Here is a 14035-nt window from a genome sequence, read left to right as displayed (position 1 = left end):
CGCGACCGATCCGCCTCGTCGTATCGGTCGTGGGGCTGGGCTTGTTCGTCGGCTTTCTGACCTTGGGCGGCTGGCAGATTCAGCGACTGACCTGGAAGACGGACCTGATCGCCCAGGTCGACGCCCGCGTCCACGCGCCGGCTGCGCCCGCTCCGGGACCGGGGCAGTGGCAGAGCGTCACGCGACAGGACGATCAGTATCGTCGCGTCGTCGTGCAGGGGGTCTTCGAGCACGACAAGGAAACCCTGGTTCAGGCCGTGACCGATGCGGGCGGCGGCTTCTGGGTCATGACGCCGCTGGTCGATGCGCGCGGCTTTTCCGTCCTGATCAACCGCGGCTTCGTGCCTGCCGGGCGTCGCGATGCGGCCGCTCGCGCCGATGGACAGGTCATGGGGCCGCAGACCATCGTGGGGCTGCTCAGGATCACCGAGCCCAAGGGCGGCTTCCTGCGCGCAAACGACGCGGTGGGAGACCGCTGGAGATCGCGCGACGTCGCGGCGATCGCGGCGCGGCGTGGCCTGGCGAACGTCGCGCCCTATTTCATCGATGCGGATGCGACGCCCAATCCGGGCGGCTGGCCGCTGGGCGGGCTGACCGTGATCCGGTTCGCCAACAGCCACCTGGTCTATGCCCTGACCTGGTTCGGCATGGCCTTGCTGACGCTGGTCGGCCTTTGGCTGTTCCTGCGCGACGGCAGGCGCAACCGGCCATGACCACGGCCCTGCAACGGCTGCTGGGGTTGGGGCTCAGAGGCGGCGTCGCGTCGCACGGGGGGGCCAACCGGCGCAACATGCTGCTGCTGATCCAGCTGCGCTGGCTGGCGGTCGCCGGGCAGATGGCGACGATCCTGCTGGTTCAGTATGTGATGCGGATTCCGCTGCCGGTGATGTGGCTGCTGGCGGCGCCGGCCGGGCTGGTGCTGGTCAATCTGATCAGCGCACCGCTGACCGCACGCCGCGAGGAGGTCGAGGATCAGGCCCTGATGATCGCCCTGCTGGCGGATGTGGCGGCCCTGACCTGGCTGCTGTTCCTGACGGGAGGAGCGGCCAATCCGTTCGTGGCGCTGTATCTGCTGCAGGTCGTGCTGGGGGCCGTGCTGCTGGCGCCCGTCTATGCCTGGGCCCTGATCGCCATCACCAGCCTGTGTTTCGCCGGGCTTGGCCTGCATTCCCAGCCGCTGAACCTGCCCCCGGCGCGCGAGGATTCGCTGCTCAGCCTGTACCTTCAGGGCAGTTTGATCTGTTTCGTCCTGATGGCTGTGCTGCTGGTTCTGTTCGTCACCCGGATCAGCCAGAACCTGCGCGAGCGCGACGCCTCCGTCGCCGCCATGCGACAGCAGACGGCCGAGCACGACCACATCGTCCGCATGGGCCTGCTGGCTTCGGGGGCCGCGCACGAACTGGGCACGCCGCTGGCGTCGCTGTCCGTGATCCTCAGCGACTGGAAGCGGATGCCGGCCCTGACGCAGGACGCCGATCTGGTTCAGGACATGACCGTGATGCGGGCCGAGGTCGAGCGGTGCAAGGCCATCGTAACCGGCATCCTGATGTCGGCCGGCGAGGCGAGGGGACAGGCGCCCGAGCGCACCACCCTGCGCGCCTTCGTCGCGGGTGTCGTCGCCAGTTGGAGCGGCGCCGGCGTGGCGGTGCAGATCCACGACGAACTGGCTCAGAACCCGTCCATCATCGCCGACCCGGCCCTGCGCCAGGTGCTGGGCGTGCTTTTCGACAATGCCGTCGAGGCGGGAGCCAGGCGCATCGCCGTCACCACGACGCGGACGGACGACACGCTCGGCATCGCCGTGCGAGACGACGGGCCGGGGTTCCCGGACGTCATCCTTCAGGCCTGGGGCAAGCCCTACAACTCGACCAAGCCGCGCGCAGGCGCCGGCCTGGGGCTGTTCCTGCTGATGAACGTGATCCGGTCGCTGGGCGGACGGGTCGAGGCTTCCAATCCCCCGGCCGGCGGCGCAGAGGTTCGGCTGACTTTGCCGCTGTCGGCGTTGGCGCCCAAGGACGAGATCGTTCCATGACCGATGAGGCCAGACTGCTGCTGATCGTCGAGGACGACGAATCCTTCTCGACCACCCTGAGACGCTCGTTCGAACGGCGCGGCTATGCCGTCGTCAGCGCCGCCAGTCCCGACCAGATGACCGAGGTGCTGAAGACGCACCGGCCCGGCTATGCGGTCGTGGACCTGAAGCTGGGCGGTCACTCGGGCCTGACCTGCGTGGAGGCCCTGCACGCCTTCGATCCTGAGATGAATATCGTCGTCCTGACCGGCTTCGCCAGCATCGCTACGGCGGTCGAGGCCATCAAGCTGGGTGCGCGCCACTATCTGGCCAAGCCCGCCAGTTCCGACGACATCGAGACCGCGTTCGGGCGGGCGGACGGCGACGCCGAGACGCCGCTGGGCACGCGCCCGACCTCGATCAAGACCCTGGAATGGGAGCGGATTCACGAGACGTTGGTGGAAACCGACTTCAACATTTCCGAGGCGGCGCGCCGCCTGGGCATGCACCGCCGCACCCTGGCGCGAAAGCTGGAAAAGCGGCGCGTGACCTAATCGAGTTCGGCCGCGATCCGGTCGGCCAGAGCCTGCAAGGTCGCAGTGTCGGCCATGGGCGCATGGCCGTGACCCTTCATCTCCCGATCGGCCCAACGCGGCACGATGTGGAAATGCAGGTGGAACACCGTCTGTCCGCCCGCGTCGCCGTTGAACTGAAGGATCGCCAGACCCTCGGGCTGAAGCGCCTTTTCGACGGCCTTGGCCGTGCGTTGAAGAGCGGCGGTCATGCGAGCCAGAACCTCTGGCTCGACCTCCAGCAGGTTGCGGGCCTGGGACTGTTTGGCGATGATCAGGACGTGGCCTTCCGACTGGGGAAACACGTCCATGAAGGCCAGGACGTGGTCGTCTTCCCACACCTTCACCGAGGGAATGTCCCCGCGCAGGATCTTGGCGAAGATGTTGTTCGGGTCATAGGCGCCGTGCAGGCTCATGGGCGGTCTCCGTGCAGTTTGACGTTGGATAGCAGCGGCGGCCGCGAAGGGGGAGCCTTCGATCGCGCCGTGCATTATGGTCACGCTTGAACACAACGAGGCACGACATGATCCGTTTCATCATCCAGGCGCTGGTCACCATGGCGGGCCTGTGGCTGTCCGCGCGGTTCGTGCCGGGCGTGGACTTCACCAGCACGGGATCGCTGATCGCGGCGGCCATCATCCTGGGGCTGGTCAACGCCTTCGTGCGGCCGATCCTGGTGGTGCTGACCTTCCCGATCACCGTGGTGACCCTGGGCCTGTTCCTGCTGGTGGTGAACGCCGCCATGATCGGGCTGACGTCCATCTTCCTGGACGGCTTCCGGGTCGACGGCCTGTGGGCCGGCATCGGCGCGGCCATCGTGACGGGCGTGGTCAGCTGGATCGCCGGCGCCTTCATCGGTGGCGGCGAAGAGGCGCGCCGCTAGGCTTCCACCGCGATGGCGCCCAGGATGACGCTCTGAAGAGCGGCGATGTCGATGGGCTTCTTCAGCACCCCGTCGGCGCCGGCCGCCCTGTAGCGCGCGACATCCTCGTCGAACACATTGGCCGTCAGCATATGGATCGGCGTGCGCGGGCGGCCGGACGCGGCCTGTTCGGCGCGGATGGCGATCAGCGCCTCCACGCCATCCATAACGGGCATCATCACGTCCATCAGCACCAGGTCGAAGGTCTGTTCGCGCACAGCGGCGACCGCCTCCTGTCCGTTCTCGACCAGGGTCAGATCGACGCCGAACGGTTCGAGCAGCAGCGTCAGCAGCTTGCGATTGGCGGGGTGGTCTTCGGCGGCCAGGATCCGAGGGGCATGACCTGAGGCGATCGGCGCCGGTGCGGCCGGGGAAACGGGTATCGACGCCGGGCCCGCCCGGTCGGCGGTGAAGCGGAACCAGAAGACAGCGCCTTGCGGGCGCGCCGACCGGACGCCCAGCGCGCCGCCCAGCGCCTCGACGCTGGCGCGGCACAGCGCCAGGCCCAGGCCCGAACCGCCCGCCGCGCGCCCGGCTGGGAGCTGTTCGAAGGGTTGGAAGATGCGCTCGCGCTGGTCCGTCGGCACGCCAGGTCCCTGGTCGTGGACCTCGAAGTCCAGGTCTATGCGCCCGTCGGGGGCGGGCAGGGCGCGGGCCAGGATGCGGATCGTTCCGTTCGGCGTCAGCTTCAGCGCGTTGGACAGATAGTTGATCAGCACCTGTTCCACCCGCGCCTCGTCGGTCATGACGACGAAATGCTCTGGCGCGCCCTGGCGTTCGATCTCCAGCGTCAGGCCCAGTTCCTCGACGCGCGAGCGCCAGATGCGGGCGATGGCGTCCAGCTTTTCGGAGAGATCGACGGGGGCGAGCTGGAGGTCGTCCTGGCCGGATTCGATCTTGGATATGTCCAGGGCGCCGTTCAACAGCCTCAGCAACATGCCGCCCGCGTCCGCCATATCCGTGACGACGGCGGCTTCCGCCGCAGGGCGTGGACGGCCGCGCAGCACCTCGGTCAGTCCCAGGATGACGTTCAGGGGCGTGCGGACCTCATGGCTGATCATCGCCAGGAAGCGGGACTTGGCCTTGTTCGCCCGTTCGGCGGCGGCGCGGTTCACCTCGGCCTCGGCCAGGGCGATGCGAAGCTCGCGAGAACGTTCCGTGACCGTGATCATCAAATCGATGGCATCACGATCACTACGCCATTGTCGCCAGGCGGCGGCGCTGACGCCCACGACGAACAGGGCCACGGCGCCCAGAAGGCGGGGGTCAGAACCGACCTGATAGGAGGCGATCACCATGGCGGCGATCGACGGGGGCAGAACGGCAGCGGCGAAGCTCGCGCGACTGATATGCACTTGGTGGGCGCCGACCATCAGATTGCCGGCCAGCAGCAGGCGAAGATAATCGAGATGTTCAGGTTCGGCCTGCCAGGCGGCGAGGATGAACAGGGCGTTGTGGCCGGCCAGACATAGGGTGATGATTTCAGCCGACAGGCGGAATCTGCGGGCCGCACCGGGCGCGTCCGGTCGCGCCCGCGCGGTCTGAACCGCATGCCAGAGCGGGACATAGAGACCGAATTGGAAGAGCGCGAAGTTCGCCGCCCATCCCCATCCCAGCACCCAGAAGGTCAGGAGCACGATGGCGGCGATGGTGGCCAGCCGCACCGGGAACATGTCCCGGTACCGCTCGGCATAGGCCTTTAGGTAATCTGTACTGTCGGCCAATTACGCCAGGTCCCCGCTTCAAGCGTGGCCATAAGGCAGGGAGCTTAACGAGGCCTCAACCGTGGATGGGATCAGCCAATTTTCACCCGCGTCGCCGCCTCGGGCAGGTCCTCGCCGAACGCCCGCTGGTAGAACTCGGCGATGGTGGGGCGTTCCAGTTCGTCGCACTTGTTCAGGAAGGTCAGGCGGAAGCTGAGGGCCAGGTCGCCGTTGAAGATCAGGGCGTTCTGGGCCCAGGTGATGACCGTGCGGGGCGACATGACGGTGGAGATGTCGCCGTTCATGAAGGCGTTGCGGGTCATGTCGGCGACGCGGACCATGGCGGCGATGCGGCGGCGGCCCTCGGCGTCGGACCATTCGGGCACCTTGGCGGCGACGATCTCGGCCTCGACGTCGTGGTCGAGGTAGTTCAGCGTCGTGACGATGTTCCAGCGGTCCAGCTGGGCCTGATTGATCTGTTGCGCGCCGTGATACAGGCCTGTGGTGTCGCCCAGGCCGATGGTGTTGGTGGTGGCGAACAGGCGGAAATGCTTGTTGGGGCGGATGACGCGGTTCTGGTCCAGCAGGGTCAGGCGGCCTTGCGCCTCCAGCACGCGCTGGATCACGAACATCACGTCGGGGCGGCCGGCGTCGTACTCGTCGAATACCAGGGCGATGGGGCGTTGCAGCGACCAGGGCAGGATGCCCTCGCGGAACTCGGTGATCTGTTTGCCGTCCTTCAGGACGATGGCGTCCTTGCCGATCAGGTCGATCCGGCTGACGTGGCTGTCCAGGTTCACGCGCACCAGGGGCCAGTTCAGGCGGGCGGCGACCTGTTCGATATGGGTCGACTTGCCGGTGCCGTGATAGCCCTGAACCATGACGCGGCGGTCGAAGGCGAAGCCGGCGCAGATGGCGATCGTCGTCTGCGGATCGAAGCGATAGGCCTCGTCGATCTCGGGCACATGGCTGTCGCGCTCGGCGAAGCAGGGCACGGTCATGTCGCTGTCCACGCCGAAGGCTTCGCGCAGGGTCACGCGGCGGTGCGGTTCGAGCGTCAACAGGGGATCGGGGGAGGCGTCGAGCGGGGAGGTCATGGACCTCATCTAGAGGCGCCGCGCGCGCGGCTCAACACGCGCGCGGCCCTCAGCGTCGCTTATTTCGCGCTGAGGCGAACATCCACGTTGCCGCGGGTGGCGTTGGAGTAGGGACAGACCTGGTGCGCCTTCTCGATCAGGTCGTCGATGACGGCTTGCTCCAGGCCATGATCGGTGACGGTCAGGTCCACGTCGAGGTTGAAGCCCTCGCCCTTTGTGTTCTTGCCGAAGCCGACGCCGGCCGTGACCTTGGTGTCCGGGCCGACGGGCGTGCCGGCCTTGCCGCTGACCAGGCGCAGGGCGCCGAGGTAGCAGGCGGCGTATCCGGTGGCGAAGAGTTGCTCGGGGTTGGTCCCGTCGCCGCCCTTGCCGCCCATTTCCTTGGGCGTGGACAGTTTGACGTCGATCTTGCCGTCGTCGGTGGCCGAACGGCCGTCTTCGCGGCCTCCGCCAGAGGCGGTGGACTGGGCGCGATACAGAACTTCCATGGCAGGCTCCTTGGGTTGGGATGCTTGAGATGGGGTCTTAACGGGAGAGGGGAAGGGGACGTTGCACGCCCGCTCTAGCAATCGACCGGCGACGCGGGCTAAAGCACCCTTTCGGGGCGCGTCGTCGGAGTACGCAGTGAAGATTGCCGAACGCTGGTTCGTGTGGGCGGGCATGGTTCTGCTGGGCGGCATCGCCCTCGCGGGGCTTGTGGTCGCCGTCTATGCGGCGTGGCTGTTCCACGACCTGCCCGATGCGTCGGAGCTGGCGGATTATCGCCCGCCGACCGCGACGCGCGTCTATGCCGGCGACGGCACCCTGATCGGCGAGTTCTCGGACGAGCGCCGAATCTATGTCTCCTACGACCAGATTCCTTTGCCGGTGGTGCAGGCCTTCCTGGCCGCCGAGGATCGCAACTTCTTCCAGCACGGCGGCATCGACGTGGGCGGCATCGGCCGCGCCTCGATCAAGAACGTCTTCAACCTGGCGCAGGGGCGACGGCTGGAAGGCGGTTCGACCATCACCCAGCAGGTGGCCAAGAACGTCCTGCTGACCAACGAATCCAGCCTGAACCGCAAGCTGAAGGAAGCCATCCTGGCCAATCGCCTGGAGGCGACCCTGTCCAAGGAGCAGATCCTCGAACTGTATCTGAACGAGATCTTCCTGGGCTATCGCTCGTTCGGCATCGCCTCGGCGGCCTACAACTATTTCGGCAAGTCGCTGGGTCAGCTGACGCCGGACGAGGCGGCCTTCCTGGCGTCCCTGCCCAAGGGGCCGAACAACTATCACCCCAAACGCCACCCCGGCGCGGCCAAGGGCCGTCGGGACTGGGTGTTGGGCGAGATGGAGCAGAGCGGCTGGCTGACGCCTGCGGAACTGGTCGCCGCCCGCGCCAAGCCGTTGGTCACGCGCGATGCGCCCCAACGTTCGGACTACAAGGACGCGGACTTCTTCGTGGAGGAGGCCCGTCGTCAGGCCGCCGCCAATCCCCAGTTCGGCGAGCAGCTTCGCGCCGGCGGCTTCTACATGCGCACCACGCTGGATCCGACGCTGCAGACGGCGGCGCGTCAGGCGCTGATGCAGGGGCTGGAAAACTATGACCGGCGTCACGGCTGGCGCGGCGGATGGGGCACGACCGACTTCGCCGACGGCTGGCAGGCGGCTGCGCTGAAGGAACAGGCCCCGCCCGAACGCCGCAGCTGGCAGGCCGCCGCCATCGAGAGCGTCAGTGGCAATACGGTCCGCATCCGCACCGCCCGCGACGACGAATCCGGCACGTTGCTGGCGGCGGACGCGGCCTGGGCCAACGCCAATCGCCAGCTCAAGCGCGGCGAGCTGATTTTCGTGGAGCCCAAGGGCGGCCAGTACGCCCTGAAACAGGTGCCGCGCGCCAACGGCGCCCTGGTGGCCATCGAGCCGCAGTCGGGCCGCGTGCTGGCCATGGTCGGCGGCTATTCCTATGCCCTGTCTAGCTTCAACCGGGCCACCCAGGCGCGGCGTCAGCCCGGTTCGGCCTTCAAGCCCTTCGTCTATGCCACGGCGCTTGAAGGCGACTTTACACCGGCCTCCATCGTGCTGGATGCGCCGATCAGCTTCGCCGGCGGGGCCAATGGCCAGCGCTGGACGCCCGAGAACTACAGCCGCCAATACTATGGCCCGCAGACGCTGCGGCGCGGGCTGGAACTGTCGCGCAACGTCATGACGGTGCGCCTGGCCCAGTCGGTCGGCATGAAGAAGATCGTGGATCAGTCGGCCAGGATGGGCGTTCCCGGCCTGACCCCGAACCTGTCGGTGTCGCTGGGCGCCGGCGAGGTGACGCCGCTGGAGATCACGGCCGCCTATTCCGCCTTCGCCAACGGCGGGCGGCGGGTGACGCCCTATCTGATCGACTACGTCCAAGACCGCGACGGCGAGACCATTTTCCGCGCCGATGCCCGCAGCTGCCGCGAATGCGGACGCGGCTTCTCGGGCCAGGAATCGCCCCGCCTGCAACAGCGCGGAACCCAGGTCATCGAACCGATCACCGCCTATCAGATGAGCTCCATGCTGGAAGGTGTCGTTCAGCGCGGCACCGCCGCCAGCGCTCGGGGCCTAGGTCCGTGGGTCGCCGGCAAGACGGGCACGACGAACGAGTATCGCTCGGCCTGGTTCGTGGGCTTCACCACCGATGTGGTGGTGGGGGTCTTCATCGGCTTCGACGACAACCGCTCCCTGGGTTATGGCGAGACGGGCACGACCGCAGCGGTGCCGGTGTTCATCGAGTTCATGCAGACGGCGCTGAAGGAACGGCCCGCCCGGCCCTTCGTGCGGCCCAAGAACGCCATCTTCCGCACCGTGAACGGCATCGAGGAAGCCTTCCGCCCCGGCACCGAGCGTCAGGCCCCGCCGCCGACGCCGACCGGACCTGTGCAGCCCGCCGGACCGCAGAACTACTATGATGTCATCCGTCGCGAGCAAGAGGCCGCCAGCGGCGCCCCCGCCGCCGCGCCGGCGCCCACAGCGCCGCCGCCGCCCAAGAAGGCGCCGGCCGAGGACTTGAGCGGACTGTACTGAGGCTCTAGGTAGGGCTTTCGAACGGCGCGTCCTCGTGGCGCGCCGTTTTCCATTAATCCGCCCTGTTCGAGGGCGTTGTGTCGCTGGAGAATGCGATGAGACCGGATGTCGAGGCCATGAAGGCCGACATCGAGCAGAGCGTCGCTCTGCTCAGGAGGCGTCTTTGACTGGGATGTCGCTCTAAGAAAGCTCGATGAGCTGAACGCGCGGGTCGAGGACCCGACGCTGTGGGACAAGCCCGAACAGGCCCAGGCCGTCAGCCGCGATCGCTCGCAGCTGGAAGCCAAGATCAACACCGTCAAGGCGATGGAGCAGGACCTCGAAGATGGGGTGATGCTGGCCGAGATGGCGGACGAGGAAGGCGACGAGGGCGCGCTGGAAGACGCGCGCGCGTCGCTGCGGGCCATCAAGGAGCGCGCCGCACGCGCCGAGTTGGAGGCCCTGCTGTCCGGCGAGGCTGACGGCAACGACGCCTATCTGGAAGTGAACTCCGGCGCCGGCGGCACCGAGTCCAACGACTGGGCCGGCATGCTGCTGCGGATGTATTCCCGCTGGGCCAAGGCGCACGACTACGAGGTCACGATCGAGGCCTATGAAGAAGGCGAGCAGGCGGGGGTCAAGTCGGCCACCATCCTGATCTCCGGCCCGAACGCCTATGGCTGGCTGAAGTCGGAGTCGGGCGTGCACCGCCTGGTGCGGATCAGTCCCTATGACGCGGCGGCCAAGCGGCACACCAGCTTCGCCTCCATCGGGGTGTCGCCGGTCGTCGATGACGCCATCGAGATCGACATCAATCCGTCGGACGTGCGCACCGACACCTACCGGGCCTCGGGCGCCGGCGGTCAGCACATCAACAAGACGGACTCGGCCGTGCGACTGACGCACATTCCGACCAACACCGTCGTGGCCTGCCAGGCCGGCCGGTCGCAGCACCAGAACCGCGAACAGGCGTGGAAGATGCTGCGGGCGCGCCTGTACGAGCTGGAACTGCAGAAGCGTGAGGCCGTGGCCCAGGCCTTAGCCGACGCCAAGACCGACATCGGCTGGGGCCACCAGATCCGGTCCTATGTCCTGCAGCCGTATCAGATGGTGAAGGACCTGCGGACCGAGGTCGAGACCTCGGACACCCAAGGGGTCCTGGACGGCGACCTGGACGCCTTCATGGGGGCGGCGCTGGCGGCCCGGGTCGGCGAGACGCGCGGGTCCAGCACGGACTAAAGAAAAAGGGCGGCCTGTCAGGCCGCCCTTTTGTTTGTTGGGCTACCGGCCTTCGGCCTGCTTGAGCCCGTTGTGTCTTGGTCAGGCCGGGGTCTTGGCTTCGGGCTTGTCCGTCTTGGCGGGTTTCTCGGGGGCTTCCAGCATGGCGGCACCGGGCGTGTCGCGCTTGGCCTGGTTGCAGCGGCCCTGGAACCAGGCGCCCTGGTCGATGGACAGCTGCTCCTGGGTGATGTCGCCCTCGACGCGGGCGGTGGCGTAGAGCTTGACCTGTTTGGCGACGATGGCGCCCGTGATGCGGCCGCGTACGTCCAGCACGTCGGCGTGGACGGTGCCTTCGACCGCGCCGCCTTCGCCGATGACGACGCGGGCGACGCGGACGTCGCCCTTGAGGTTGCCTTCGACCTGAAGCTCGCCGGCGCCGGAGATATTGCCCTCGTATTTCACCCCGGCCGCGAGGGTGGACAGGTTGCTGGACCGGGTCGCCGGGCGGGCCGGTTCAGGCGCGCGGGCGGCAGGCGTCGCCGCCGGCAGATTGGGGGTCGGCGACGGCGTCGGTTCAGGGGCGGGGGGAATACCCAGCCCGGTCGATCCGCTGTCGTAGGATTTGCTCTTGGTGAACATGGTGCGCTCCGCATCTGCCAGCCAAGGCCGGCCAAGCCCCTAGTAGCCCCGAAGGCCACTAGGCCGTGGGCGAGGGCATGAGGTCAAGCACGGCTTCCGAACCGTGGTCGTCGATCACAGAGCCTTGACGGCCTCCAGGACGGCGGCCGCGTGGTCCGCGACCTTCACATTGCGCCAGGCGCGGGCGATCCGGCCCTCGGCGTCGATCAGGAAGGTGGCGCGTTCGATGCCCATATATTCGCGGCCGTACAGCTTCTTCTGCACCCACACGCCCCAAGCCTCGCAGGCGACGCCGTCCTCGTCCGAGGCGAGGGTGACGGCGAGGTCGTATTTGGCCTTGAACCTGTCGTGCTTCTTCACCGTGTCCTTGGACACGCCGATGACTGGGACGCCCAGGGCGGCGAAGTCGGGCGCAAGCGCCGTGAAATCCTGGGCCTCACGGGTGCAGCCGGTCGTGTCGTCCTTGGGATAGAAATAGACGACGGCGGGCTTGCCCTTGAGGGCGGCGAGGGTGATGCGGCCGCCGCCGTCCGTGGGCAGGTCGAGGGCGGGGGCGGGGGCGGGCTGGCCTTCGGCTGCGGACATCAGACGGGCCTCACCAGAACGATCTTCTTTTTGCCCGCGGCCAGCTTGATCACGCCGTCCTTGAGGTCGGCCTCGGTCAGCAGCTGGGCGCCGTCCGAAACAGGGGCGTCGTTCAGGCGCAGACCGCCGCCCTGGGCCAGGCGACGGGCCTCGCCGTTCGAGGCGGTCAGGCCGGCCTTGGTGACGACGGCGGCGATCATGGCGCCGTAAAACTCGGCCGAGGGCAGTTCGACGGTCGGCAGGTCGGCGGAGACTTGACCTTTTTCGAAGTTGCTCTCGGCGGCGGCGCGGGCCTTCGCGGCTTCCTCGGCGCCGTGCAGCATGGTGGTGGCGGCGTCGGCCAGGGCCTTCTTGGCGTCGTTGATCGCCGCGCCTTCCAACGCTTCGTATTCCGCGATCTGTTCCAGGGTCAGGTCGGTGAACAGGCGCATGAAGCGGCCGACGTCGGCGTCCTCGGCGTTGCGCCAGAACTGCCAGTAGTCGTAGGGCGACAACTGTTCGGCGTTCAGCCAGATGGCGCCCTGGGCCGTCTTGCCCATCTTGCCGCCCGAGGCCGTGGTCAGAAGCGGCGTGGTCAGGCCGAAGGCGGCCTTCTGGTCCACCCGGCGCACCAAATCGACGCCCGAGGTGATGTTGCCCCACTGGTCCGACCCGCCCATCTGAAGCGTGACCTTGTGGCTTCGGTTCAGCTCCAGGAAGTCCACCGACTGCATCAGCATGTAGTTGAACTCAAGGAAGGTCATCGGCTGCTCGCGCTCAAGGCGCAGCTTGACCGAGTCGAAGCTCAGCATGCGGTTGACGGTGAAATGGGTGCCGAAATCGCGCAGGAACTGGATGTAGCCGTAGCCGGACAGCCAGTCGTCGTTGTTGACCATGATCGCGTCGGTCGGGCCGTCGCCGAAGGTCAGGAATTTGGCGAAGACCGTCTGGATCGAGTCGATGTTCGACTGGATGGTTTCCTCGGTCAGTTGCGGGCGCGACGTGTCCTTGCCGGTCGGATCGCCGACCTTGGTCGTGCCGCCGCCCATCAGGACGATGGGCTTGCCGCCGGCCTGTTGAAGGCGGCGCAGCATCATGATCTGGATCAGGCTGCCGACGTGCAGCGACGGCGCGGTGGCGTCGAAACCGATATAGCCGGGCACCACGCCCGAGGCGGCCGCCTCGTCGAGTTCGACGGGGTGGGTGATCTGATGGATGTAGCCGCGCGCCTGGAGCGTGCGCAGGAAGTCGGATTTGAAGGCGTGTTCGGTCATGGCGGAGGCTCCGTTAGCAGGGATGCCGACGGTCGTCTTCCCCTTCTAGGCTGGCGGTTGGGGCGATTGCGGAACGGCCAGCTTTGGCGCCTGTTTTTCAAGGCGAAAATCCACGGAAGTATGAGGGATGCGGCGGTCGTGGTGTGGGCCGTGAGCGCGTTTCTAGAACCAGCCCGCTTCCTTCAGAACGGGGCTGTAGGTTCGGCTGACCGGCGCTGTCAGGCCGCCGGCCAGGCGTATCGCGCCCGCGCCCCGTCGCCAGCGCACGTCTTCCACCGCATCGGCGGCCACCCACCATGAGCGGTGAACCCGCCAACCGTGGGCCTGGGCCAAGTCATCCAGGGCGTCGGAGAAACGCAGGGTGATCAGTTCGGGACCGACGTCGGTGTGGACTTTCAGATAATGGTCGTGAGCCTCGATGGCGATCAACCGGGCGGTGCGCCGCTTGGCGGATAGCCGTCGTCTGAACGCCGCCTCCGCCTCCGGGAGGGGCGGCTCGACGATGGTTCTGGTTTCAATGCGTGCGGGCGGGCGGCGCCAGACCAGAGCCCGGACCGCCATCGCGGCCAACATGATCGGCCCCACCTGCCAGAGTAGCGGCAGATAGATCGACCAGCGCCGCTCGCCGAACAGGAGGTGCTGGTTGATGACGACGAACAGCGTCACCAACGGCGTGGCGAGCGCCGAGGTCAAGACCACGCGCCGCCAGGGAAAGGGCAGGCGACGGCCCAGGCGTTCATCCACCGCGACCGCAATCAGTCCGCCGCCCAGCATGCAGATTGTCCAGTAGGCATAGCGGGCGGCGAGAGGCGCATCGTCCGAATCGAATGGGCCCAGAAATCCAAGCAGCAAGCCCATGGCGACGAGCATGACGGCGTCGATGGCCCAGCGCCGCGCAGTCGTCGTCCCGTTGGTCTTCGTCTTGTGACCCATGTCGTCCCGTTCACGCACCCACGGCGCCGTTCGCGAAGTCGGGCCTAGCGAGCCGGCGGCGGCGCGGCAATGGCGTTGGGC

14 protein-coding genes are annotated in these 14035 nt (G+C 67.4%); 6 read left to right on the top strand and 8 right to left on the bottom strand.

Going from position 1 to position 14035, the window contains the following annotated elements; all coding sequences use genetic code 11:
- Positions 1-41 precede the first annotated feature (41 nt).
- From ACP69V_RS08590 to ACP69V_RS08580, 3 genes are read left to right on the top strand one after another with little or no spacing between them, the layout of a single operon-like run.
- Positions 42-713 (top strand): SURF1 family protein, encoded by a 672-nt coding sequence (locus ACP69V_RS08590; RefSeq protein ID WP_426023485.1) that lies wholly within the window; start codon positions 42-44, stop codon positions 711-713.
- On the top strand, positions 710-2032 hold the full coding sequence (locus tag ACP69V_RS08585) for an ATP-binding protein (RefSeq protein WP_426023484.1): 1323 nt from the start codon (positions 710-712) through the stop codon (positions 2030-2032). Before ACP69V_RS08590 ends, ACP69V_RS08585 begins: the two co-directional genes overlap by 4 nt.
- The gene (locus ACP69V_RS08580) at positions 2029-2565 is read left to right on the top strand and encodes a response regulator transcription factor (protein ID WP_135195413.1); all 537 of its coding nucleotides are present in this window, start codon (positions 2029-2031) and stop codon (positions 2563-2565) included. The genes ACP69V_RS08585 and ACP69V_RS08580 overlap by 4 nt, the downstream gene beginning before the upstream one ends.
- On the opposite strand, the gene ACP69V_RS08575 is transcribed toward ACP69V_RS08580, so the two are convergent.
- Positions 2562-2999: an HIT family protein gene (locus tag ACP69V_RS08575; protein ID WP_346496066.1), complete on the bottom strand. Its 438-nt coding sequence runs from the start codon at positions 2997-2999 to the stop codon at positions 2562-2564. The genes ACP69V_RS08580 and ACP69V_RS08575 overlap by 4 nt on opposite strands.
- 107 nt (positions 3000-3106) lie before the next feature.
- On the opposite strand from ACP69V_RS08575, the gene ACP69V_RS08570 reads away from it, so the two are divergent.
- Entirely contained in the window at positions 3107-3466 is a 360-nt protein-coding gene (locus ACP69V_RS08570) for a phage holin family protein (protein WP_425984096.1), read from the top strand.
- Here the strand turns inward: ACP69V_RS08570 and ACP69V_RS08565 are convergent.
- The 3 genes from ACP69V_RS08565 to ACP69V_RS08555 form a co-directional block, all read right to left on the bottom strand.
- Positions 3463-5229: a response regulator gene (locus ACP69V_RS08565; protein ID WP_426023483.1), complete on the bottom strand. Its 1767-nt coding sequence runs from the start codon at positions 5227-5229 to the stop codon at positions 3463-3465. The two genes, ACP69V_RS08570 and ACP69V_RS08565, sit on opposite strands and share 4 nt — an antisense overlap.
- A gap of 71 nt (positions 5230-5300) precedes the next feature.
- The gene (cobS, locus tag ACP69V_RS08560) at positions 5301-6305 is read right to left on the bottom strand and encodes a cobaltochelatase subunit CobS (RefSeq protein WP_409715214.1); all 1005 of its coding nucleotides are present in this window, start codon (positions 6303-6305) and stop codon (positions 5301-5303) included.
- Positions 6306-6364: 59 nt separating this feature from the next.
- A complete protein-coding gene (locus ACP69V_RS08555; protein ID WP_426023482.1) occupies positions 6365-6793 on the bottom strand; it encodes an organic hydroperoxide resistance protein in 429 nt (142 codons plus the stop codon).
- 136 nt (positions 6794-6929) lie between these two features.
- Here ACP69V_RS08555 and ACP69V_RS08550 point away from each other — a divergent pair, with 136 nt between their 5' ends.
- Entirely contained in the window at positions 6930-9344 is a 2415-nt protein-coding gene (locus ACP69V_RS08550; RefSeq protein WP_426023481.1) for a penicillin-binding protein 1A, read from the top strand.
- A gap of 95 nt (positions 9345-9439) precedes the next feature.
- Positions 9440-10562, top strand: a protein-coding gene (gene prfB / locus ACP69V_RS08545; protein WP_426023480.1) for a peptide chain release factor 2 whose coding sequence is annotated in 2 segments (ribosomal slippage) — positions 9440-9508 and positions 9510-10562 — 1122 coding nt in all. Because the reading frame shifts where the segments join, the coding sequence is not laid out codon by codon here.
- 81 nt (positions 10563-10643) lie between these two features.
- On the opposite strand, the gene ACP69V_RS08540 is transcribed toward prfB, so the two are convergent.
- The 4 genes from ACP69V_RS08540 to ACP69V_RS08525 form a co-directional block, all read right to left on the bottom strand.
- On the bottom strand, positions 10644-11183 hold the full coding sequence (locus ACP69V_RS08540) for a bactofilin family protein (RefSeq protein ID WP_346496079.1): 540 nt from the start codon (positions 11181-11183) through the stop codon (positions 10644-10646).
- A 114-nt stretch (positions 11184-11297) separates the two neighbouring features.
- Positions 11298-11768, bottom strand: coding sequence for a peroxiredoxin (locus ACP69V_RS08535; protein WP_426023479.1), 471 nt, complete (start codon positions 11766-11768; stop codon positions 11298-11300).
- Positions 11768-13021, bottom strand: a complete 1254-nt coding sequence (gene tyrS, locus ACP69V_RS08530; protein ID WP_426023478.1) for a tyrosine--tRNA ligase — start codon at positions 13019-13021, stop codon at positions 11768-11770. The genes ACP69V_RS08535 and tyrS overlap by 1 nt, the downstream gene beginning before the upstream one ends.
- Positions 13022-13183: 162 nt before the next feature.
- Complete coding sequence (locus tag ACP69V_RS08525; RefSeq protein WP_426023477.1) at positions 13184-13954, bottom strand: LytTR family DNA-binding domain-containing protein; 771 nt, start codon at positions 13952-13954, stop codon at positions 13184-13186.
- Positions 13955-14035 lie beyond the last annotated feature (81 nt).

It is taken from the genome of Brevundimonas sp. PWP3-1b1 (assembly GCF_049896065.1).
In the GTDB taxonomy this organism is placed as follows: Bacteria; Pseudomonadota; Alphaproteobacteria; order Caulobacterales; family Caulobacteraceae; genus Brevundimonas; species Brevundimonas intermedia_B.
Note: the sequence above shows the minus strand (reverse complement) of the source record. Positions and strands in the feature narration are given on the sequence as shown.

Coding starts and splice junctions, on each gene's coding strand:
- tyrS (WP_426023478.1), bottom strand. CDS start 13,021: ATGACCGAACACGCCTTCAAATCCGACTTCCTGCGCACGCTCCAGGCG.
- cobS (WP_409715214.1), bottom strand. CDS start 6,305: ATGACCTCCCCGCTCGACGCCTCCCCCGATCCCCTGTTGACGCTCGAA.
- ACP69V_RS08575 (WP_346496066.1), bottom strand. CDS start 2,999: ATGAGCCTGCACGGCGCCTATGACCCGAACAACATCTTCGCCAAGATC.
- ACP69V_RS08570 (WP_425984096.1), top strand. CDS start 3,107: ATGATCCGTTTCATCATCCAGGCGCTGGTCACCATGGCGGGCCTGTGG.
- ACP69V_RS08540 (WP_346496079.1), bottom strand. CDS start 11,183: ATGTTCACCAAGAGCAAATCCTACGACAGCGGATCGACCGGGCTGGGT.
- ACP69V_RS08535 (WP_426023479.1), bottom strand. CDS start 11,768: ATGTCCGCAGCCGAAGGCCAGCCCGCCCCCGCCCCCGCCCTCGACCTG.
- ACP69V_RS08585 (WP_426023484.1), top strand. CDS start 710: ATGACCACGGCCCTGCAACGGCTGCTGGGGTTGGGGCTCAGAGGCGGC.
- ACP69V_RS08580 (WP_135195413.1), top strand. CDS start 2,029: ATGACCGATGAGGCCAGACTGCTGCTGATCGTCGAGGACGACGAATCC.
- ACP69V_RS08555 (WP_426023482.1), bottom strand. CDS start 6,793: ATGGAAGTTCTGTATCGCGCCCAGTCCACCGCCTCTGGCGGAGGCCGC.
- ACP69V_RS08525 (WP_426023477.1), bottom strand. CDS start 13,954: ATGGGTCACAAGACGAAGACCAACGGGACGACGACTGCGCGGCGCTGG.